The 21,306-nt window shown below is 66.5% G+C and carries 6 protein-coding genes and 1 pseudogene; 5 read left to right on the forward strand and 2 right to left on the reverse strand.

Annotated features, from left to right (window positions below):
* Positions 1-816 precede the first annotated feature (816 nt).
* Complete coding sequence (locus ACZ7SW_RS38580; RefSeq protein WP_470235307.1) at positions 817-8,778, forward strand: hypothetical protein; 7,962 nt, start codon at positions 817-819, stop codon at positions 8,776-8,778.
* Between the two features lie 309 nt (positions 8,779-9,087).
* Here ACZ7SW_RS38580 and ACZ7SW_RS38585 read toward each other — a convergent pair whose 3' ends face one another.
* Both ACZ7SW_RS38585 and ACZ7SW_RS38590 read right to left on the reverse strand, forming a co-directional pair.
* Positions 9,088-9,498, reverse strand: coding sequence for a hypothetical protein (locus tag ACZ7SW_RS38585; protein WP_470235308.1), 411 nt, complete (start codon positions 9,496-9,498; stop codon positions 9,088-9,090).
* Between the two features lie 293 nt (positions 9,499-9,791).
* Positions 9,792-10,430: a type VII secretion system-associated protein gene (locus ACZ7SW_RS38590; RefSeq protein WP_470235309.1), complete on the reverse strand. Its 639-nt coding sequence runs from the start codon at positions 10,428-10,430 to the stop codon at positions 9,792-9,794.
* Between the two features lie 607 nt (positions 10,431-11,037).
* Here ACZ7SW_RS38590 and ACZ7SW_RS38595 point away from each other — a divergent pair.
* The 4 genes and pseudogenes from ACZ7SW_RS38595 to ACZ7SW_RS38610 all read left to right on the forward strand — a co-directional run bounded on the left by ACZ7SW_RS38595 (position 11,038) and on the right by ACZ7SW_RS38610 (position 21,279).
* Complete coding sequence (locus tag ACZ7SW_RS38595) at positions 11,038-11,649, forward strand: transglycosylase family protein (protein WP_470235310.1); 612 nt, start codon at positions 11,038-11,040, stop codon at positions 11,647-11,649.
* A gap of 1,047 nt (positions 11,650-12,696) precedes the next feature.
* The gene (locus tag ACZ7SW_RS38600; RefSeq protein WP_470235311.1) at positions 12,697-13,932 is read left to right on the forward strand and encodes a DUF6461 domain-containing protein; all 1,236 of its coding nucleotides are present in this window, start codon (positions 12,697-12,699) and stop codon (positions 13,930-13,932) included.
* Positions 13,933-14,158: 226 nt separating this feature from the next.
* A pseudogene (locus tag ACZ7SW_RS38605) lies at positions 14,159-15,542 on the forward strand (IS1380 family transposase).
* A gap of 373 nt (positions 15,543-15,915) precedes the next feature.
* Positions 15,916-21,279 (forward strand): hypothetical protein, encoded by a 5,364-nt coding sequence (locus ACZ7SW_RS38610; RefSeq protein ID WP_470235312.1) that lies wholly within the window; start codon positions 15,916-15,918, stop codon positions 21,277-21,279.
* Positions 21,280-21,306: the final 27 nt, after the last annotated feature.

Genomic DNA, 21,306 nt, shown 5'->3' on the forward strand with positions numbered 1-21,306 from the left:
CCCTGCCTTCACGGCAGCAGGCGGCCGGGCTTTCGCTACGGCCAGCGCTAAACCTTACGGCCCGGTCGGCGGCGCGGCCCGAGCCGATGCGGCGGTCGGGCCGACGCTAGCAGGTCCGCTCCAAACCGGGACACGACCGATCGAAGCCGGCCGTGCGCCGGAATCAGGGCTGTGCCTGGCGCCCGGCGGACTCCGGAGTATTCGGCGCGCCGATTCCCCCGGCGAGGGCGAGCGGGTTCTCGTCGGCGCTGGCGTTCGGCCTGGTGCGACACCGGCTCTGGCTGCGAAACGCCCGGCTGGTCCGGAGCGCACCGCAGTGTCCGCCACCGTTTCGAGCCAGCCGGCAGCACGCCTCGTCCGGCCGTTCGAGCTCGGGGCCGATCACTGGGTCGGTGACCCGGGTTCACGCGGCGCTGCCGCGCGCGTCTGGTTCTGCGGGAAACGCGGGACGGGTACTGCGTGCGATGTCGTCTGCGCTCGGCGGCGCACAGCCGGTGCCGAATCGCGGCCTGTCGCGCAGGAAGAACCGGACATCGGGGGAGATCTGGTCGGTGCGGCGCGGGAGGCGTCCGTCCGCGTTGAGCTTTTGCACGCGCGGACTGTCGTGCGGCTGTCGTCGGCGACGGGGCATCTCGCGGAGCGGAACGCCGGGGCGGTCATCGCGGGAAGCGACCCGCGATGACCGCGCCGCGTCAGCCGGCAGTGGGGCCGGACGGGTTCGCGAACCGCCGTGGCGAACGGCCCTCGGCAGCCCGTACTGGTTCGCTGCTGTCGCACAGCACTGGCCACCGGCCGGGGCCGTACGGTTCGGCGGGGGTGAGTTTCGACGGAGCGGCGTATTCGGATGCGAGTTTCTGGAACGAGGTCCACGCAAAGGCAGCACGGCCTGAATCGTGGGTGATACCGGAATTCTACGTCTATGCGGAGCATCAAGGCGAAAAGTTCCTGGTGGGCGGAGCTGAGATCGGACCGCGGGAGCTGGCCCGATTGGTGAAGATCTCGCCGATGTACCTGCAGCACGGGGCCGATGCCGGGGTGAAGGTGGTGTTGGTTTCAGGGGTGCCGGCACGGGTGGCGGCGGAGTTCGCGGAGGAGTTGCGGGGCAACGGGGACTACCGGCAGGTGGTGCTGACGGGACTGGTGGACGACGGCTCCGGGCCACGGGCGTCGGAGGATGTCCTGCGGGTGTCCGAGATTCGTCCGGACGATTTCGATGTAGAGCCGCTGAAAGATCAGCACGGCCGCAGTGTCGGAATCCTGTTGGACGTGGCGGAATTCGCCGGAAAGGTGAAGAAGAAATTTGACCCGCTGCCGGAACACAGCCTGCAGGCGGTCCAGGAAAAATATCTCGCGGTTAACGGAGAAATTCGCTTCCGGGATGTGGACCCGGGGTGGTTGCCGGTGCGGCGGGGGATGCGAAAAAAGGGAGTTGTCCCGGTTGTCGGGTATGCCGAAAACGGGTTCATCGTAATTCGGGTGGCGGGACAATTTTACGTTCCGCTGGAGCCGGAAAAAGTCGGTTCGCTACTGGCCGGGAATACGGTATTCCAGCAGGTTTCCGGTGTTGACCGGCCGTCGCTGGCTGTGCTTATCTGGGTGGCTGACCAGCAGGATCCCTCTGCCGGCACGGTCAGTTCCCGGTTGATGGACGGAGTGCGCTCAGTCTCGGGACCTTGGTGGAGTTTCGAGTACGCCGGGCCGTTCCGCTTCGGAGAGTACGCCGTCCTGAATCTTCCCGAAGGGGCGGTGATCAGTCCGGGGAGGGCTCCGTCGGCGAAGCAAATCAGCTTTGTTGTCGGCGATTCGGTGGCGGTGTTTCCGAGTCGGAAAATGCAGGTGTCTGCGGAGTTCTTGGAGAGTGCGGCTGAGCTGTCGAGGAAGAGGGGAGGGGCCTTGGTCCTGTCCGCGGATTCGCTGGACGGGAGGGCGGTGAGTTTGTTGTCCACGAACGGGGCGGGAGTTGAATTCGACGGACGGCAGCTGGCTGAGTTCATGCTTGCGCACGATGGTTTCCGGCAGATGCTGGAGGCTGCTCCGGAAGTCGTGCTCGCGGCGGACCGGGCTGGCGCTCAGGACCGGATCGGGTGGCTCCGGTTCGATTTCGAGACGGTCTTGCACGAACACGGGCTGTTTCCGCCGGTGTTCGGCCCGGACGCGACGCTGCGGACCGGCAAGGGAGGGGTGCGGCTGCCTCTGGGCAGCGAGCTGACCGGGGGGTCCGGGCAGTTGCGGTCAGGAGATATCCGGATCAGTGTCATAGCGGATCCGAACGGCGTTCCGAGAGTCGTCTTCGTGCATTATCCGGGTGACGAGGCCGATTTCGGTGAGATGTCGAGGTGGGTTGCGAAGGTTGACTGGAATGCGTTCCATCGATATGAGACAGTGACCGGTCTGAAGGATGCTGACTGGGGCGAGGACACGCCGCTGCTGGTGGTCCTCAACTCGCGGGCAGGCAAGTATGAAGTGCAGCGTCGGGACGGGAAGAATCAGAAAGCGGACGCGCCGGATATCGGACGCGTGCTGCGCAATGATCGGAACGTGCGAGAAATTCTAGGAAAAGAAAGAGAACGCGGTCTTCGGCAGGGTCTCTTTTTTGTGAGTCTCCGCGGTATGATTTTTGGGCTGCCGGATATTGCGCGGAAAATGATGGGCGGTGGCTACGCTCGAACATTCTACTACGCGAACGGTCCGGTTGCGCTGAAGGCGAACGGCCGGTTTTCCGTCCCGGATGACCTCATTTCTGTCCAGGAGGAGTTGCGGCCAGCTGCCGCCGAATTTGCGTCTGCCCCGCTGATCCACAAATCCTATGGACTCTACGGTGAGGTCTTCCTCGCCGATAATCAGGACTCGATCGAAAGGACACAGCCGACGCGGCATGAGACTTTCCCGATGCGCACGTACTTTTTCGACACCAGTAAGAGGGGCGACACGGGGGTCTCTTCGGCAGTGCTCGTCCCGTGGCCGATCGACCAGCCGCCGCCATTTGTGGTAGATTGGCATGCGACGGAAAATGGTTTTATTTCTGCGCTTGCCTCGGATGATTCGATGCTCGGTGACGTGGTGGAGGTCGACGGCGAGCGTGCGGCAGATGCGGTGGCTTGGTCGCGGCGATATCTGGATTCGCCGAATGCGGTCGCCGGAGTCCTTCTGCTGTCCTGTGCTTCGAATTCTGGCCAAAGCGGATCGCTTCGCACTCCCGCCGGAGGGTTCAAAGAGAAGTGGGGAAAGATCACTGCCAGCGTGGCTGATATTTACGCGGCGAAAGTTGTCGTCTACGTTAATAATATAACTGGTGTCATAAGATTGGGCGGACTGCTTGAACCAGTGCTCGAACCAGGTGAGCGACCGCCTCCTCCGATTCTCCTGAGGAACATGGCCGCGAGCCGGATCGCGCCGGTGTCGGTCAGCATGGGGCATCAAGAGAAAACTGCTGCGGCCGAACTTGCCAAACTTGCCGAACTTGCGGGTCTTGCCGAGAGCCTTTACCTCACGACCTGGTTGCGCAGGCAGTGGGGGTTCGCGGAGCCCGTGGCGACGATCACGGGATACGCAATGAGCGAAGAGGGCGGCCGCTTCGTTGCGTTTCGGTCGGCGAAGGAGCGTGCGAAGAACGCGAAGCATGCGCTGCTCGAGGAAATCGAGGCAGTGGCCAAGAGGCTGCGGCCGCGCGGCTTGGTGCTCAGTGCGGAGGACATCCAGATAAAACTCGCAGCGGAGTTTGGCGAGGCAGACGGGTTCGCCCGAGGCGTGCAAATCACGGTCTGGCTGAACGAGGAAGACGATGTCGGCGAAGAGGCCATCAGAAAGGTGGAAGCCCTGCCCTACCCGGGAAACGACACCGACGAGCTTGCTGCCCTGGAGAGGATGATGTTGCCGCTGCGGCGGCTGGCGCCTGTGCCTGCGCCGGCGGTGCCCGGGCCGTCGACCGCGCAGCCCAACCGGCTCGGCGAGGCGGTGTCTCGTTCGGCGGGGACCGGAGTCCCGGAGACGGCGGAGTCCGCGCGAGGTGGTGCCGGCAGGTTCGGAGTGGGTTCTTCGCGGTCGAGGGGGCCGGCCGAACCGGGACCGGCGCCGAACGCCGGATCGTGGCTCGGTCGATGGAGCGACTGGTCCGATGCGACCGTCGAGAGCGGCGAGACCAGGGCGGCGCAAGTCCGAGCACGGCTGGAGAGTTTGCAGGTCCAAGTCCGGGAAGCGACGGAAGCGCTGCCGGGAAAGGCCTCTGTTCGTGCCGGGGCGGGCGATCCGGCCGAGACCGGCGCGGATCTGCTCGGTCGCGACGTGACGTTGTCGTGGGACGAAGCGGCAGCGGGTTTCGGCTTGGCGCGGACAGCTTATCCGGGGCACGGCGGGGCGCGGCCGCCGGAGGGCGTGCGGGACAGGTTCGCCGCGCTGGCGTCGTGGGTGCGCAGTCTTGGCGAGGCCGCCCGCCGGCTGGGGCTGCCGGACGGGCAGCGCGAGAGCGCGAACGAACTGGCTGCAATGCTGGACTGGATCGGCGAAGGTTTGCCGGCGGAGCCGATGCTGGACGGCGTTCGTCGGGAGTCGAACTCGCCGGAGCAGACGGGCACGCCGGATCCCGCGGGCCGCAACGGCAGCCGGACACCGGCTGGGCACGACGCCCGGCAGGCTCCCCGTCAGGGGATCGCCGAGTCGGATACGGACCCGACAATCGTTCCGCGGCAGTCGCCGGATGCGGATGCGCGTGCGTCGACCGTGCGGGACGACGAGGCCGGCAGGCGTGACACGGATCCGGCGGCGCGGCGGAACAGCGCAGGGAACGGGGGACAGCCGGGTTCCGCATCGGTCGCCGAGGGAATGCGCGTCGAGGCGGCCACGCCCGCGAGCATCGCAGAGGCCGCCTTCGACGACTTCCTGCTCGGCAGGGTCGCCGACCTGCTCGGCGGCGCCCTGCTCGGCGCGGCCAACGTCAAACACTCCGTCGTCCGTACGATCGCCCGGGTCTTCATCGCGGAAGGCCGGGACGCGGCCGTCCGGTACGCCAGCGAGGTGGCCGATCTGCTGGGAGTCCGGCAAGGCTCGTTGCCGTCGACCGACATCAAGCGGCCGCTGGCTGCGGAGCCTTCCCGGCCGGCGGCGGACCCGCTGGCCGCGGACCGGACGCGGGAGATCGTCGAGCGGGCGCACACGACGGTTCTCCTCGACCAGGCCGGCGCGGCGCTGGGACGGCCGGACCTGAGCGCGGGCGTGGCGGCGATCGTGGCGCGTGCCGGGGCTTCGCCGGACGCTCAGGCCCGGTACGCCGAGGACCTGTCGGATATCCTGGGCACCACATCGTGGACGGCGGAACGCATCCGGGCCGCGGCGGAGCGGAGCGAACTCGAAGAGCCGCAGACGGCGCTGCTGACCGAACTGGTGCAGCATGCCTACGGCGACGCACAGCTGGGCGCCGGGCCCGATTCCGTGTCCGCCGAGCAGATGGCCAGGGCAGCGCTGGGTGAAAATCCGCTGCCAGGGCAGGTGCCCCGGGCGATCGCCATGATCAACCGGATGGCGGAAGACCTGGGCCTTCAGGCGGCGCCGCCCGCGGAGGCTCTGCAGGTGCCGTTCTGGAAGGAGGAGTACCGCCGCATCCTCGACGACGAGGCGGACGCTCAGGTGAGACGCCTGGGGGCGTGGGCGTTCGACGAGAGGCTGCGGACCGGCGAGCCGCCGGCGTTCATCGTGCATGGCTACAGCCGATCCCTCGTCCGGGGCGAGGAAGCCGGCCAGGAACGGGCGAATGTCCTGGTCGGGGCGCTGACCGAGGCTTTTCGAGCACGGCGCGCCGAGTACCTCGGGATCGGGGTCGACCCGAAGGTCCTCCCGGCGGAGGACTCGTTCACCGTGGCGACGCACGCGCACGGCAGGGGCGAATCGCCGCCGAGGAGCACCCGGGAAGGCCTTCGCCCTCGGGCGACGGTCGAGGTTCGCACCTCCGCGTCGCTTCTGGGCCAGGGCGAGGGCGGGGCCCGGGTTTCCGGGACGACCGGCGCCGGAGGCGCCGGACGGCGGCAGAGGTGGCGGGAGCGCGGGGTCTGGCTGTTCGGCCGACGCGCCCGGCCGGCGCCAGTGGATGCCGAGGCCGAGCACCGCAGGCTGATCGTTGACGAGCACCGCAGGCTGATGGCCAGGGAGCGTCTGAAGTGGGTCGGGCAAGGTGTCACGGGCGCCAACGCGGCGTTCTATTTCCACGCGTCGCTGCCGGACTTGGCCGTCCATGCCGGTCAGGAGCCCAATATTCTGTATCTGGAAAGCACCGGGAATAGGGCGCTGATCGACATTCTCGAGAGGATCAGGCGTGCGGGCGCGGGAGCATCCGCGTTTCTGGCCGATCACCGGGAGGTGCAGCTGGCCGGTGAGGAAACGGCGGTGAGGCTGAGTTCCGGGTGGAATGTGGTCAACTCGGACCTGGACGGCCGCGGAGAGCCAAGGATTTTCCTGGTCAACACGCCAGCGCGGGTGGCGCTGCGGGTCGAGAGGATCTACCACAGCGAGAACGAGGTGGTGCTGAGCAAGCTGCCCATGCTGGATCGGGGGTTCGACACGGATCCGGCCGGCGGGCTCGAACTGCTGTACGCGAACGAAAGTCAGGACGGGTCGCGCATCGCCTGGAGCACCGCGGACCGCACGCCAGTGCAGCCGGGCGCCACGGGCGATCTGCCCGATCTCGCCTCGCTGGACGTGGTTCACCTCAATCCGCCGGATCCGGCCCGCCAACCACCCCAGGACGAGTTCGAAGAGCAACCGCCGATGTACCCGGACGTGGGGCCGCGCGCGCCCGGCTACCCGGATCCGCCGGCACTTTCGCCGGAGCCGGAATCCGCCGGACCGGTCGTGGCGGAACCGGCTGCCGCGGAAATCAAGGAGGGCGGGGAGGCGCGCGATCAGCGATCGGGGATGCATCCTGAGTTTCGGAAGCACTTCGACCGGACCGAGGGCGCGGCGGCCGCGCTCGACTGGTATGCGGGCCGCTTCCCCGCCGAAGTCGTGGCTGAGGCCAAGGTGTTCCACAATGCTCCGGCGTACCTCGGGCAGGGCGTCGAGGCGGTGCGGGATGCGATGCGCGCGTCGGGGGCGCAAGGAGCCCGCGGGTCCGCGGTGGTGGTGTTCGCCTATGGGCGTTCGCCGGGCGCCGGTCGCGCGCTGGTGCTGTTCGGCCAAGGCGACGGGCAGTGGGTGACGCCGGACAAGACCGGGCGGCGCGTGCCGTTTTCGGTCGAGGCCCTCGGCGACGTGGGCGATGTCCATGCGGTCGTGGTGGGTGCGGACGGCCGGGCGCGCACAGTACCGTCGGTCGCGCGAGTCGTGCCGGGAGCGGTTCGGGACCAGGTCGCGACGCCCGATCAAGCTGAGGGCCTCGGCGAGCGCGACCCTGCCGGGTCCGCGGCCCCGGCAGGGTCGCAGGTCCAGACGGCGATCGCGGACGCAGGTGCCCGCAGTGACGCGCGGGCGGCGAATACCGTCGCGGGACCGGCTGCCGGGGCGCCCGGGCTGGACCCGCTGGGGACCGGCGAATCCGCGCACCAGGGCGGAGAGGAGTCGCCGGTCAGCGGCGATCAGCTGTCGCGCCTGGCGGTTGCTGGCGGGAGGACTGTTCGGCCGGCGTGGGATCTGCGGGCGACAGTGGCTCGGTGGCGGGAATGGTACAAGGGCAGGGACGCGGAGCTGGAGGCGTTGCGGGAGGAAGTCGGCGGGACCGCCGCGGGTGCGGCGCTGGTCGAGCGGGCGGCGGCATTCGCGGGGTGGTTGAAGGCGTTGCCGAACGTGCCGGACGCGGAAATGGTCGCGGAAGCCGCCGGGTTGCATGCGGGGGTGGCGGGGGCGGCGGAAGAGGCCGGGGTGGCGTGGCGGGATGCGGGAGCGCTGGTGTTCGGGGAGGGCGTGCCGAGAGCCGGCTTGGCACCGTCGGCGTGGCGGCAGAGCTTGTGGGTTCCGGGAAAGGGCAAGGGGCCGGCGGCCCGGCCGTTCGGCGTGGCCGCGGACCGCGCGTCGGCCTGGTATTCGGGCGCGGACCTCGCCGGGGCACCGCGACGGGCGGAGCTCGGGGAGGCGCTGGCCCGGTTCGAGCAGTCTCCTGATCGGGTGTCGCTGGAACTGGTGGCATTGCGGTACTGGCAAGTGCGGGAGAGCGGGGCAGCGGTGCCGCCGCTGGCGGAGGTGCTGGGGGTGGTCGACGCGGTGGAGGAGTTCGTCCGGGCGTTGCCGGACGACCCGTTTTCCGCGCTGCGGACCATTTTGCCGGTGGCTCAGGATTTCACTGCGGCGCAGGAGGTCCTGGCGCGGCGTCCGGAGTTGTTGCTCTTCGACCCCGCGGGGTTCGCGCCGCGCGGCGACCGGGGAGCCGCGGCGGCGGCGTTGCTGCGGTTGGCGAGGGCGGGCCACGGTCCGGAAGGGTTCGGTTTTCTCGGGCAGGAGACCTACGGGACCCGGCTGGGCCGGATCTACCGGTACCTTGCGCGAGTGGCGGCGGACGGCGGGTATCCGCGAGTGGCGGAGCTGGCGGGACTGGCGGACCTGCTGGTGCTGTCTCAGCACGGGACGGAGAAGTCCGCGGGGTGGATGATCCACGCGGTGGGGGACATACTGGCGGGGAGCTTCGGCGCGGCGGCGGAGAAGATGGGCGCGGCGAATCCGAAGCTGCTGCTGGGCGAAAACAAGACCGGTTGGTTTACCGCGGTGGTTGCGGTGGTTGAGCTGGCCGAGCGGGTCTACGACATCGACGACGCGAGCAAATCCGCCCTGTGGACCGCCATCGGGAGCTGCGGCCGTCGTTAGCGTATGCCGTTGAATCCTGATCATGCGGGCCGGGCCGGCAACCGTGGCGGGCCAGGCGGCCAGACGGCCGGGCGATCCAGGAAATGCACGTTCGATGGCCCAGCGTCGGGCAGAATGAGAAATTGTTGTCAGCCCGGCGGTTCTCCTGACGATGCCCGGGTGTCGCCGCACGAGCGGGCGGCGCACGGGCAACGGGCTGAGGGCCTGGAAGCCCGTGGTGACGGATTCCAAGTCCGCCGGCCCCAGGTGTCGCCAGGCGTCCGCGGGACACGAACTGACAAACGCGGCCGAGCCGAGAAGAGATCTTGATCAGCTTCGGCTTGTTCGACAGTGGTCAAGCCAGGACCCCAGCGAGAGGGTGCGCAGTACCGCCGCGTGGCGGCGCGCGGTCCAGCGGCGCGTTCGAGCGCGGCGCGGATGCCGGTGAACAGGCCGCGGATGCGGTTGCCGGCCAGGATCGCTTCGGCAGCGGTCGTCGAACCCGGCCAGCATGTCCAATTCAGCCGGAACGTCGTCGCCGAAGTCGACCTGGCGCAGGGTGTGCGGCAGCGACCGGGCTGCGCGGGCGACGGGCGGACGCGTGCCGGGGGACGATTTCGCGTGGCCGGGGTCGAAGCCCGCGTCGCGGCGCTTGCCGGTCACGGCAGGCAGGCAGGCGGCCGGGCCAGCCAGCCGGCGACTGCGACCGGCCGCGCCGATCGTGGCTGGCCGGTCGACCACGACCGGCGGTGCTCCGTGCCGGGGCGAGCTTGTCGAACAGGGTCTGCCGCTCGGGTCCGGGGCTGGCAACGTACCGTCGCTTGCCGGCTGTGCCGGGGAACACCCCCGAATCGCTGCTCGTCCACCGTGCCGCTCGTTCGCTGCGGGCAACCGCAGCCGGGGGTCGAACGTCGGTGCCAGCGCGTGCGACGAGACCTGCCTCTCTGCCGAGTGTGTCCTTGTCGGCGGTCGGTCGATGCCACCAGGCCCGGTGATGCTTCCGCGGATGTCGCTTGGGGACGCGGCTCGGCGAGTCATTCGGCAGACGGGGCGCCGCCGGCTTGTGCCGCTTCGGATTGTCCTTGGCCCGGTTCGTCGTTCACGTCCGGCTCGGCGTCCTCCCGCCGCATGTCCGGCAGCTGGGCGGCGTGTCGCACGACGTAGCCGCTGGCCTCCCGGAGCTGCTCTTCGTCCATCGCGAGTGTTGCGCGGACGAAGCTGCCGTGCAGCCGGACGGCAGCCGGGCCATCGATGTTGAACAACACATCGAGGTCGTCGTCCAGCAGTTCGGTCAAGCCGCGCAGGTCGACCTGGCGCCATTTCGCCCCGGGCAGGCGGGGCCGATACGGCTCGCTGGTGCACGCCAGCAGACAGGGGATTCCGTCCGGCGACTCCGCGACGACCGGCTGGCCGTCCGGTTCTGTCGCGACGTCGACCGGCACGCTTCGCATGACCAGCTGCAGGTGCTCGGCCGAAGCCTGCTCCTGCCCGACCGCTCGCAGCACCGCAGCGAGCGGATCCGAGGGGGAACGGGGATCCGACGGGGAATAGTCCGGGTTGGGTTCGAACTTCCCCGGCCTTCCTTCGTCGTCAAGGGGCCAGAGACCGATGACGGACTCGAGCGGCGGCAGCTCGTCGTCCGTCAGCCGCTGCCAGTCGGGATCTACCAGCACAAAGTATCTTTCTTCGGCTTCATCCGCAGTTTCGTCGGCCATCTCGCCCTCGCTGAGTCACGCGTCCCGCGTTGCCGCGGGCACCGTCTTGAGGGTCGGGCCTCGGCCGGTGCGGGTCAAGAGCTGATCCGGCGCAGCGTGAAACGGCCGGGAAAACCTTCGCCAAGACCCCGCGGGAGCGGATCGGCTGTCCGGCGCGCAAAGACGTGGCGTGCCGGCCGCGGCGCCGGTTTGCACAGGTCACGAGCCTGTCGACGGAGATTGAGCGTTCGTGAAGACGGCGCGTCGAGGATCGGACAGATCGGAAGGGACGGGAACGTCAGCGTCTGTGCGACCGGGATGCCGTTCAGCCGATGCCGTCCGCGGTGAAAAGAATTCCGATCGTGGGCCGTCGGCCACCGGTCACGCCTGACGGTGAACAGCGCACATCATTTCCGCGATTCGATGGCGGAAACCTGATTTCGGTGTCGGTTCGGCATGTCGATGGTCCCGTGGGATTGCGCCCGGCTACGCGAATTTCACGGGTAACCGCTCCGCGTGAACCGAGCGGTCGCCGAATTCCGTACATATCAATAAACACCCGATTCAAAGGAAAGCGGAGAACGTCATGATCGAATTCAAGAAGGCATTGGTTTCCCTTCTCGTCGGCGGAGGCGCCGCGGCGGCGAGTGCGTATGCTCTCGCGCCGGCCGCTTTCGCGGCGACGGGCGGGCCGGATTGGTCCGCGATCATCCGTTGCGAGTCGGGCGGCAACCCGGCCGCGCAGAACCCGAATTCCACCGCCTCGGGGCTGTTTCAGTTCCTCGATAGCAGCTGGGCCGCGTACGGTGGCCTGAAATACGCGCCCCGGGCCAAGGACGCGACCGTGGCCGAGCAGTACGCGGTCGCGCAGAACGCGTACGCGCGGTCCGGTCTCAGCCCCTGGGCGGCCTCCCGGAGTTGCTGGCAGGGCAAAACCGGTCGGGCCACGGCGCCCGTCACCCGCCCCGCCCCGGAGCGGGCGCAGTCCCGCGCTCCGAAAGCCGCCCCGGCCGCTGGCGGCGTCATCCGGGCCGGTGTCGACCGGGACGGCTACCGGGTCTTGGCCGGCGACACGTTGTCCGGGATCGCCGCCGCCCACGGCACCACTTGGCAGGTCCTCTACAACGCCAACCGGGACCGGATCGCGGATCCGAACCGGATCTACGTGGGAGACGTGGTCCACCTGCCCCAGGGGTGACCCGCGTCGCGGGAGACTGCGGCGCGCGGGCCGCGCGGCACAGGACAAGCCAGCCGGGATTCGTCCGGGCTGGCTTGTCCTGTGTGTACTCGCCGGGAAGCCGTCGAGCAGCGCTGCGGCTTCGTAGATCCGGTCGAGCTGCTTCCGGCGGAGAATCGGCACGACGATTTCGCGACCTTGCTCGCTGCGGAAATCCGTCGAATCGGCCTGGATCGAACGCCGAGCGGACGCCCGGCAATCCGTGGCGCAGATGCGAAAACCGGACGGCTTCGTGCCCTTTCGAGCATCGCCTGCCCGGCTCTTCGCGCTGCCCAATTGTCCTCAGTGCGCGGCCACTGTGCACTGCTTGCCGGGTGCTGGGCGGGATGGCGGGCATTGTCCGCGGCCAAAGTCGACCATCCGGATGCGAAAGCCGTGGAGGCTATGATTTCCCTTCCGTATTTCCCGCCGGATTCCCTCGAAGACGGCCGCCCGGCCTGGATCGGCGCGCTGGCGAACCTGGACCCGCATCACTTGGGGCACGTCGTGCGTGACCTGGGTCCGGAGGAAGTGCTGGAACTGCTCGGCGCCTATCGGCAGGACATCAGGCTGCGCGGCCTGCCCGGCGATCCGCAGGACCTGGGTAGGTTCTCACTGTCCGCGACATGTCGATCTTGGTTTACCAGTGGTGTTTCGGTCGTCTCAGGGCGATTTCATCAGAGGCCAGTCTCAAGCGGACGTCGTTTACTCGGCCGACCAGCATTGCTCCAGCGCGATGCTGGCGGGTGCCTCTGTTCTCGCGAGCATGCCAGGGGGGCCGCAGGTCTGCTGCTCGCCGAAGTCTGCATTGTCATGAGGGCATCAGTGCTCGGCTTGTGGGCCTACTTGAGTCCAGCCTCGGGACTGGTTCGCAACAGGGACACTCGGTGGTCTTCTCAAGTGAGCCTTCCGTCTCATGGCCGAACGGGCAGGATCATGCGCTGATTGGTCCCGATTTTGTCCCGAAAGTTGGTGACCGGTCGGTAGGTTGTTCTCGATTGTGTAATTCGCCTGAGCGGAGCCCGGATCATGTCCATTGCCTTGCGTCGAGGCGAAACGCTCGCCGGGCCGGTGACCTCGACGTCCGGTTTGTGGTCGCTCCGCTATGACGCGGATGGGCACGCGGTGATTGCGAGCGCGGATGGCACTGTCACCTGGGCTGCGGGCGCGCCCGGTCGGCTCCGGCTGGAGCCGACCGGAGCCCTTTCCGTGTTCGAGGACGGCGTGCTCGTGTGGCGCAGCGATCTGAACGTCCGCTCGTGCGAGCGCCTCTGCGTGACCGACGATGGAGACGCGGTGCTGTACGACGAGCTGCTGCCCGTCTATGGCCTGAGGACCGGCCGGATCGATCTTGTTGTGCTCGGTGACAGGGCACCGGTCGCCGAGATCTACGGCAGTCGGGTGATCAGGACGGCCGACGGTAAGCGCACCGCGTTCCGTTCGTTCGGGTCGCCTGCTGCGCTCCATGACCGGCACCTGAACGGGCACGCGATCGTGCAACCGGACGAGTTGCCCGCGCTCGAACAACCCGGCACCTGGCTGACCTGGCGGAAAGTCGAGCACCTTGGCAGGCCCAACCTGAGGCTGGTGCTGATCGACGAGAACGACGACATCGTGTGGGTGGAGGGCGTAGGCCACCCGGGAAACCTGCCCTCCACGCCGACGGTCGCCGAAGAGCTCGACGACCGTCCCAAGTGGCTGTATCAGGGGCTCGATCTGGAGGCTTACTGCTTGACAGTAGTTCAGGACACCGAGCCCGACGAGGTGTTGCGTCGATTCGGGGCGACGGACGACCAGATCACGACCGCGAGGTGGGAGAGGCTGCGGCAGATCTGTTCCGAGGAGACCGGCGATCTGCCGGTGGCCGCGTTCGCGATCGGCCCGCACACCCTGCTTGTCGAGGAGAACGGCCACGAGGCCGTCGGCCGGCCGGGCCTGTCGCGCGGCACGTTCGCGGTCTCGTCGTACTGCAGTGTGGATGCCGACCACCGGTTTCTGGTGAGCCGGGACGGTGAGAATCTTGTCACCTTCAGCGATTTCCGCGCGAGTGAGGCCGAGGGGTCTGCGCCGGAGCTGCTGACCGACGCGCTGGCCGCGATGGGCATCAAGGACATCGAGGAGTTCGACGCCGACGAGGCCAACCTCCTGGACGACGTGGAGCTGATCAGCAGGCTGACCGGTGTCTTCCCGACGGTCGAGGACGTCCGGCAGCCGGCGCGAGTCCTGCTCGGGCGGCGCGCCGTCGCTCGCAGCCGGCTTGATTGACAAGGGTTTCCGGGAAGCCGCTACTGTCCCGCGGATTGGCGGGTTCCCGGGCTGGCGGCTGCCACTGCCGCGACGAGGTGATCAGCATGGCCGGGTACGCCTAGCCCGGGGCTTTCGCGGTGGTGAGGCGATCGCGTTGTGTCGCGTAGGGAGAAAGGTGCTCTGAGCTGCAGGAATATGACTTGCTGAGGGTCATGTTCGTGCGAGTTCGAGGAGCACCTTTCTGGTGTCGAAGTCTACTGGTTTCTATCCGTCGTTGTCGGCCGGTGGCACCGGAAGCGGGATCGTGTCGCAGGCCGGGGCGGTGCTGTTGCTGCGCGCTGTGGAAACGGTGGGGCTGGGCCGCGGGTTGTCGCAGGCGTTGGCGCGATGGCGGAAACCATTGGCGGAGCACGATCCCGGCAAGATCGTGCTGGACCTGGCGATCGCGGTCGCGGTGGGCGGGGATTGCCTGGCCGACATCGGCGTGCTGCGGGCCGAACCACGAGTGTTCGGCCGGGTGGCCTCGGACCCGACCGTGTCCCGGATGATCACGACGCTCGCGCGGGACGCACCGATAGCGTTGGCGGCCATCGAGTCCGCCCGGGCCGCAGCCCGCGCCGTGGCGTGGGAACGGGCCGGTGACCGCGCACCCGATCACGGCATCGACGCCGCGGATCCGTTGATCATCGATCTGGACGCGACGCTGGTGACCGCGCACTCGGACAAGGAAGGCGCGGCACCGAACTTCAAGCAGGGCTACGGGTTTCATCCGCTGGGCGCCTGGGCCGACCATGGCAGCGACGGGACCGGCGAGCCGTTGGCGATCCTGCTGCGGCCCGGCAACGCCGGCAGCAACACCGCCGCCGATCACCAGCAGGTCCTGGCCGCCGCGCTCGATCAACTGCCCTGGAGACCAGGCTATCGGGTGGGGCGGAAAGTGCTGGTGCGCACCGATTCCGGTGGCGGCACGCACGAGTTCGTGCGGTACTGCCACAACCGTCGACTGCAATACTCGGTCGGATTCGCTCTCACCGCGGTCACCGCCGCCGCGGTCGAGAAGATCCCTGATCAGGTATGGACACCCGCCTATGACGCCGGCGGCCGGGTCCGGGACGGAGCATGGGCGGCCGAGCTGACCGGGCTGCTCGACCTGTCTTCCTGACCACCCGGCACGCGGGTGATCATGCGCAAGGAACGCCCGCATCCCGGCGCGCAACTGCGGTTCACCGACCGCGATGGGCTGCGGCTGACCGCGTTCGCCACCAACGCCTCCCGCGGCCAGCTGCCGGATCTCGAACTGCGGCACCGACGCCGCGCCCGCTGCGAAGACCGCATCCGGGTCGCCAAAGACACCGGGCTGCGCAACCTGCCCCCGCACAGCTTCGACGCCAACCGGATCTGGCTCGCCATCGTCTGTCTCGCCACCGAACTCGCCAGCTGGCTGCAGATGCTGGCCCTGCACGACCACGACGCGCGCCGCTGGGAACCCAAAACGGCTGCGGCTACGCCTGTTCTCCGCCGCCGCCCGCCTGGCCCGCCACGCCCGACACACCCGGCTCAGCTTCGCCACCCGCTGGCCCTTCACCGAGTTGATCACCCACGCCCTGGCCCGCTTACACCCCGGCTGACCAGCAGAAACCCGCCCCGGCAACCAAACGAAGGACACCCGCCCGGGCCCGTGGAACCCGGCAGCCCACCCGCTGAACGGGCCACCAACCACACCCACCGACCAAAAAGCCAGACGAAAAACCAACCCGAACCCGATCAAGCCAGGCCGTCAAACACACGAAAGATCCGGGCTAGCGGCCGGCCGCGCCCGGCAGGCACTCTGCCTGCGTTCCGGAAATAACTTTGGGAAGAAACATTAGCCAGTGTTCCCTAAGCTGTTGTCTCCGGCTGCAAGCTCTGTCCGTTCGCAGGTATCGTCGAAAGTCGAGGAGCGCAGGGCGATCGGCGAGCAAGAAGGACGCCGTACCGAGACAGCCGCTGGAAGGTAGACAATTGACCGAGCCGGTCCAGATGCCGTCCCCCGCCACGAGCGCCGAAGACCGCCAGCACATCGAGATAAGGTTCAAGGCCGATGCGCGAGGTCAAGTAGTCAATAGCGCTAACCAGCGCCTGGTGACGTGGCTCGCAGCACGTGCAGCTGGATCGACTGCTCCTCATGCAATCCTGCGGCTCGCGGGCCCGCGCGTGCAGGCCAGCCGTCTTGCCGAGGCACTGCGGCGGCGCATTGCCGAATTCGCCGCCGCCGGTGGCACCGTCCCACCTGGCATCACCGTCGAAGACGACCCGGGCGAGGCGGTCCGTGCCCACATCGACATCGTGCCCGGTCCCCATCTTCCACAAGGCACGGCGATTTTCGAGATCGACCCCCAGCTTCGGGCGTTGGTCGGCGAAACAGCTGTCAGGATTGACGCGTTCGGCAACGCGTTCGCCAGCGCCCGGGAGAGCCAGGACGCCGCTGGCCTGCCCGCGCCCCGGGCGGTCCTCCTTGGTCCGACCGCCGCAGCCTGGAAAGTAGCCGGGCAGCTGCAAGACTTCCTCCAGGACGAGAACAACCCGGAAATCATTGTCCATTCCGGCAACTCCGCGCTCGGCAATACCGCCACCGTTACCGCGCACCTCGCCCTGCCCGGTACAAGCGGTGCTCGGTACTACCCCGGGAAGGGCTCTGCCGGACGGGGAATTATCAGCTTCTCGTCTGGCCGTCCCGACGACAGAACACACGATGAGTGGGACCGTCTCTACGACAGCCTCCCGGCAGGCGACGGCCCCCTCCCGCTCTATATCGGCGTCACGGGGGAAGACGGGCACTACCTCATCGACTGGCAATGGCTGAACCCGACAGACGTCGCCGACCGCATCTGCAGCACCCTTGAATACAGGCAGCATGGAACCGACGAGAACATCCCCATCCGACTCCTCATCGATCGGCCCGGCCAACCGGGACAGTCCAGGCAGGACGATCCATTTGCCGAAGAGTTCGCCGATGCCCTGCGTGGAATAGGACCATACCGTCTGGTCCAGGCCCTCACGATCCACCCTGGGACGCGGACCATTCCTTCCGGCAATGGGAAATACCTGACCGTCTCGAAACTCGAGCCTGGAGACGCACCATTCGAAGTGTACGAATCAGCCGGCGACCTCGTAGGGATGGGACTCCATCGCAATGCCGCGGACCGCCCCGAAGTTCACTTCCTAAGCGAAGTATTCCGGGAAACTGCTCCTGTTAACATTTATGAGAAACTTCCCGGTTTGATGTTATCCCTCGCCCGAGGCCTGCACCCACCGGCGGTTCCCGGAATTACCTCAGGCCGTGTCCCGAATTTTCTTCTCACCTTCGACGGTGTGGAAATAGACGGGCGCGGAAAGTTTCTGATTCCGATGCACGAGACTCTCGTCGTACCGGCCTCGCCGGAGGAACTCGGCGATCTTTTCCACGCCGAGCTGGTTCCTTTCCTGGCTACCAGGCTCCCGCGGCGACCAGGCCTTGTGATCGCGGTGCTGCAGCCGGGCGGCCTCGCCCGCGGAGCTGCAGCGCTCGGTGGCCGGCTGCTCGGGCGCATCCAAGAGCTCAGCCCATTCTGGGGCTACGTGGTCACCGCGCTCCCTGATCCGATCCCACCTGAGGACGAGGTATGCAGGACGCTGCACAAACTGGAATGGGTTCCCGGCACTGATCCGACACCGCGCCAGATCCAGTATATCGTGCACGGGTCAGTGACCGTATTCGGTCAGATCAATCCCGCCCAGTCAATCGAGGAGGTTGAGCGGGAGACGGCCCAGCTGGCACAAGACCTGGACCGACACATCCACCAGTTGCAGGAGCACCTCGGCAGTGGGAAACCGCCCTTGGTCGTCGTCGTCCGCACACCGGACCCGACCTACGCAGTGCTCGCCGCGGATCACAGCTGGCAGGCAATCGAATACACTGGCGACCAGCTGGGCAAGCTCTGGCTCGATATCGTCGGGGACGCCGCCCGCTACGGCCGGCCAGTCCTGATCATCACTAACCGGACTGGCGTCTGGAATCACGAAGGCGGGCTGGAGACCTCCTTTGCCGGCGCACTGCAGCAGAAAGGGCTCTTCCCCCCAGTCTCCGCAGTCAACGGCACCGTGTCGTTCCGCGACAACGGAATCGCCCTGGCTCCAGACCAGTTCATCGACATGTCGCGGCTCCATTCCGGTGCCATCCTCACCACCGTCCTCACGGGCCGGAACGGAATCCCCCTTGGCCTGTTCATCCGCCATCCCGGCGACACGCGACAGCGCGAATACGCGGAGGAGTGGTTCCGGAATTTCGACCCCGACACACCCCACGCCTACCAGGCAACCGTCGACGGGACCGCCGTCCCGTTCGACTCGCTCTGGGGTGGCAATGCAACGAGAATGCCCGCATTCATCGTCGTCTCCACGATCGACGGCGACTTTGAATACCTTCTCACAGATTTCGCACCCGGGCGTGGCACGCCGCATGAACTTGGACGCCTCCTGCAGCACCATCTCGGACTACTTGCCATCCTGAGAGCCGACAAGCCGGGGTTCCGCGCAATCCTCGACGCCGCCGACGACGCCGCCGACCTCGACTACGACCGACAACCAATCATGCTTCTGCCCCTGAATGGCAGTGCGCCCGACCCCAAGCCAATCAGAGACAAACTCGTCGACGGCGGTCACCTTCGCAAACTCATTTATGCGCCCGGACCCGCCTCCTTCGCTTCCTCTGGAATTACGCTCCGAGGCGGCGTGCCCGACATTATGCCCGAACCGGCACTGACTAAGGCGAAAATCTTCTCGCAACGGGTACTTGACCCAGACGGCCAGCCCCGCGCTTGGATATACCCCAGCAAGCCGCTTGACTATTTGATCTACAACGCCTATAGAAGACTTCAGAACTCCGCCGTTCCGCGCTTCTACTTGCGAAAGGTAAACGGTAAGTGGCGAGCTTACCTTGCGCCCTGGGCGGGACTTGACCCACTCCCCCCTCATTTCTTCTTCCATGGCGAACCGGGAGAGTTTCAATTTTCAGTCGCTACTGGAACCTTGGAGCTAGGTGATCGATTTATCGAGAGCGGCTCCAGAAGTGCCCGTCTGATAGGTGAGGATCTCCTTCAAGGCAAGTCGCCTTATCGAATAAGTTTAACATGTCATGCCAACGCCAACGGTCAAGAACTGGATTCTGCGGCAGCTGTTTTCGAGCAGCGGCTCCGAGATTTATCCGGCTCCAACATTGAGATATTTGCCGCAACTGATACCACTGAATATAACTCGACTACCGGTGCATTGTCCGTGCGGAACGGTGGCGTATTCTCTCGCACGCTTAAAGCCGGTGAAGCAACGCCGCACCCTATTTCCTTGAATGAACTGGCCGCGGAGCGTATAGCCCCTGTGCAATTCGTCGACGGCATCGAACAACAAGACCTCGGTAAGCTCGCAATTCAAGCTGCACGGCTGGCTGTCTCTGCTGCCCGGGCAAGCATCTGGCGGAATCTACGTGGGGCGCCGCCCGCAGTGGTCACAGTCGCTACCACGATGCCACCCCGACTTGCGGACGATGCTCAGCCGGGGATCGGAACCGCCCGGGCGGCCCTGGATGCAGTTGATTGGCTGCGGAAAGTAATGGAAAAGGAAGCTTCCCGGATAGCGAATCAATACAATCTGTCAGTCGATATTCACAATATCTTGTTTCGTGTTCGTCTTATTCCGGTCTCCGATGAAGAGCCGGCAACAAAGACAATCGAGGTCGAATTAGCTGCCGCTGACGTCGGTCAGGAAGCACTTGAGACCCTGGCTGAATCAGGCGGTACGTACGATAGCGATCCTGAAATCATGCGGAGCATGAATACCGCTTTCGCGGCGCTGGACCCGCAGCAGCGCAACACGCCGGCACCGGCCGTGTCGGACCCGGGATTGTCCCCGAGTTCACTGGTAGAGATCCAGGTCAACGGCTCGTTCATTCCTGCTGAAGAACTGGTTCGGGTCGTGAAGAATTCTATCCTCGACGCTGGCGGGACAGCCGAAAATGCCGCTGACGTCAATGTGGATCGCGTCCCCGACCTGTATGAGAACCTTCACTGCCACGCCGGACGGGCGGGGATCTCCTTGCTCGCCTTGACGGAAACCCAGCTGGCCGACCACCTGGCCAGTCTTATCCTCCGGCCAGGCGAAAACCCATGGACAAAATCGAGCGGTCGTACATCGCCGCACCCCAGATCTGGGGAAGGCTCTGCCGCCGATGCCCTATCGCCAAGCAATTCCGCACAAAGGAAACACTTCGGTACCGAACTCGATCCGGTGATCCCGGAGCGCTCTCAAGCAAGGCATTTCCCGGGTGGAATACGTTTGCCGAAGCCGGCATCGGCGCGCAGTCCGATAATCAGGCACGCCGCCCCATCCTCTCCGGATGCCCCCGGCAGCATCCCGCCCAGCACCGCGCCGAACGACACTGAACACCGACGTATCCGAGTGATTGCGTTGCGCGCCCTGACCTGGCACCAGCAGCACGACCAAGCAATCCGCCAGACGGACGTCGACCGTCAATCTGCGACCAACCGGCCGCAAACCCTGCCCCGCATCTGGGACCGACTCGGCACCCGGATGAAATCACTCCTGACCGCCCCGGAAGAGCCCGGCCTCCAAGCAGTACTCGACACCTACCATGAACTCGAAACCGTCCTCGCCATCCTCCTCCCCACCCCGGCAGAACTCTTCTCCATCGACGACACGGCGATCAGCCGACCAGCCATACACGCTGCAGCGATCACGTTCTTCACAGCGCTCCCTCACGACCCGTTCGACGCTCTCCGCACTCGCGACCAGCGCAAACCAGACTTCACCGCTGCACGGCAAGTCCTTCACGACCACCCCGAAGCAATACTGGCGGAAATCGCCGTCCTGCTGCCCGCACTCCACCACCACGCCATCAGCGACGATCAAATCATCGTCGGTACCGTCCTGCTCAGGCTCTTCGCGAAAGGACATGGCGAACTCGCCTTCCGCTATCTCAACGAAACTCGCCACCGAGCCCGCCTCGACGACCTTTACGAATACCTCGCAAGCCTTACAAACGACCAAGAACATCAACGGCCCCTGGTCGCAGAACTCACAGACCTCGCTTACGTCATGATGTCCCGCGCCGAAGCCGCCAGCGAACAAGCGGCAGGCAAGATGCTCGTCTCACTCCACCACGCCCTCCACAACGACCACACCACGGCCCAACACCTCGCCGCCACCGCCAACCCCGCCCTCGTCCGCAACCTCTACTGGATCTTCATCATCGAAATCCAAAAAAAACTCGAGCCAGACCTCGAGCACCCCCTGACTCAGTTGCAACACGTCGTCGCCCGCTGCGCGGCTAGCTAACCGACAGCCTGACCGGGCAATACAGAA

The organism is Amycolatopsis sp. NPDC114484, assembly GCF_055633755.1.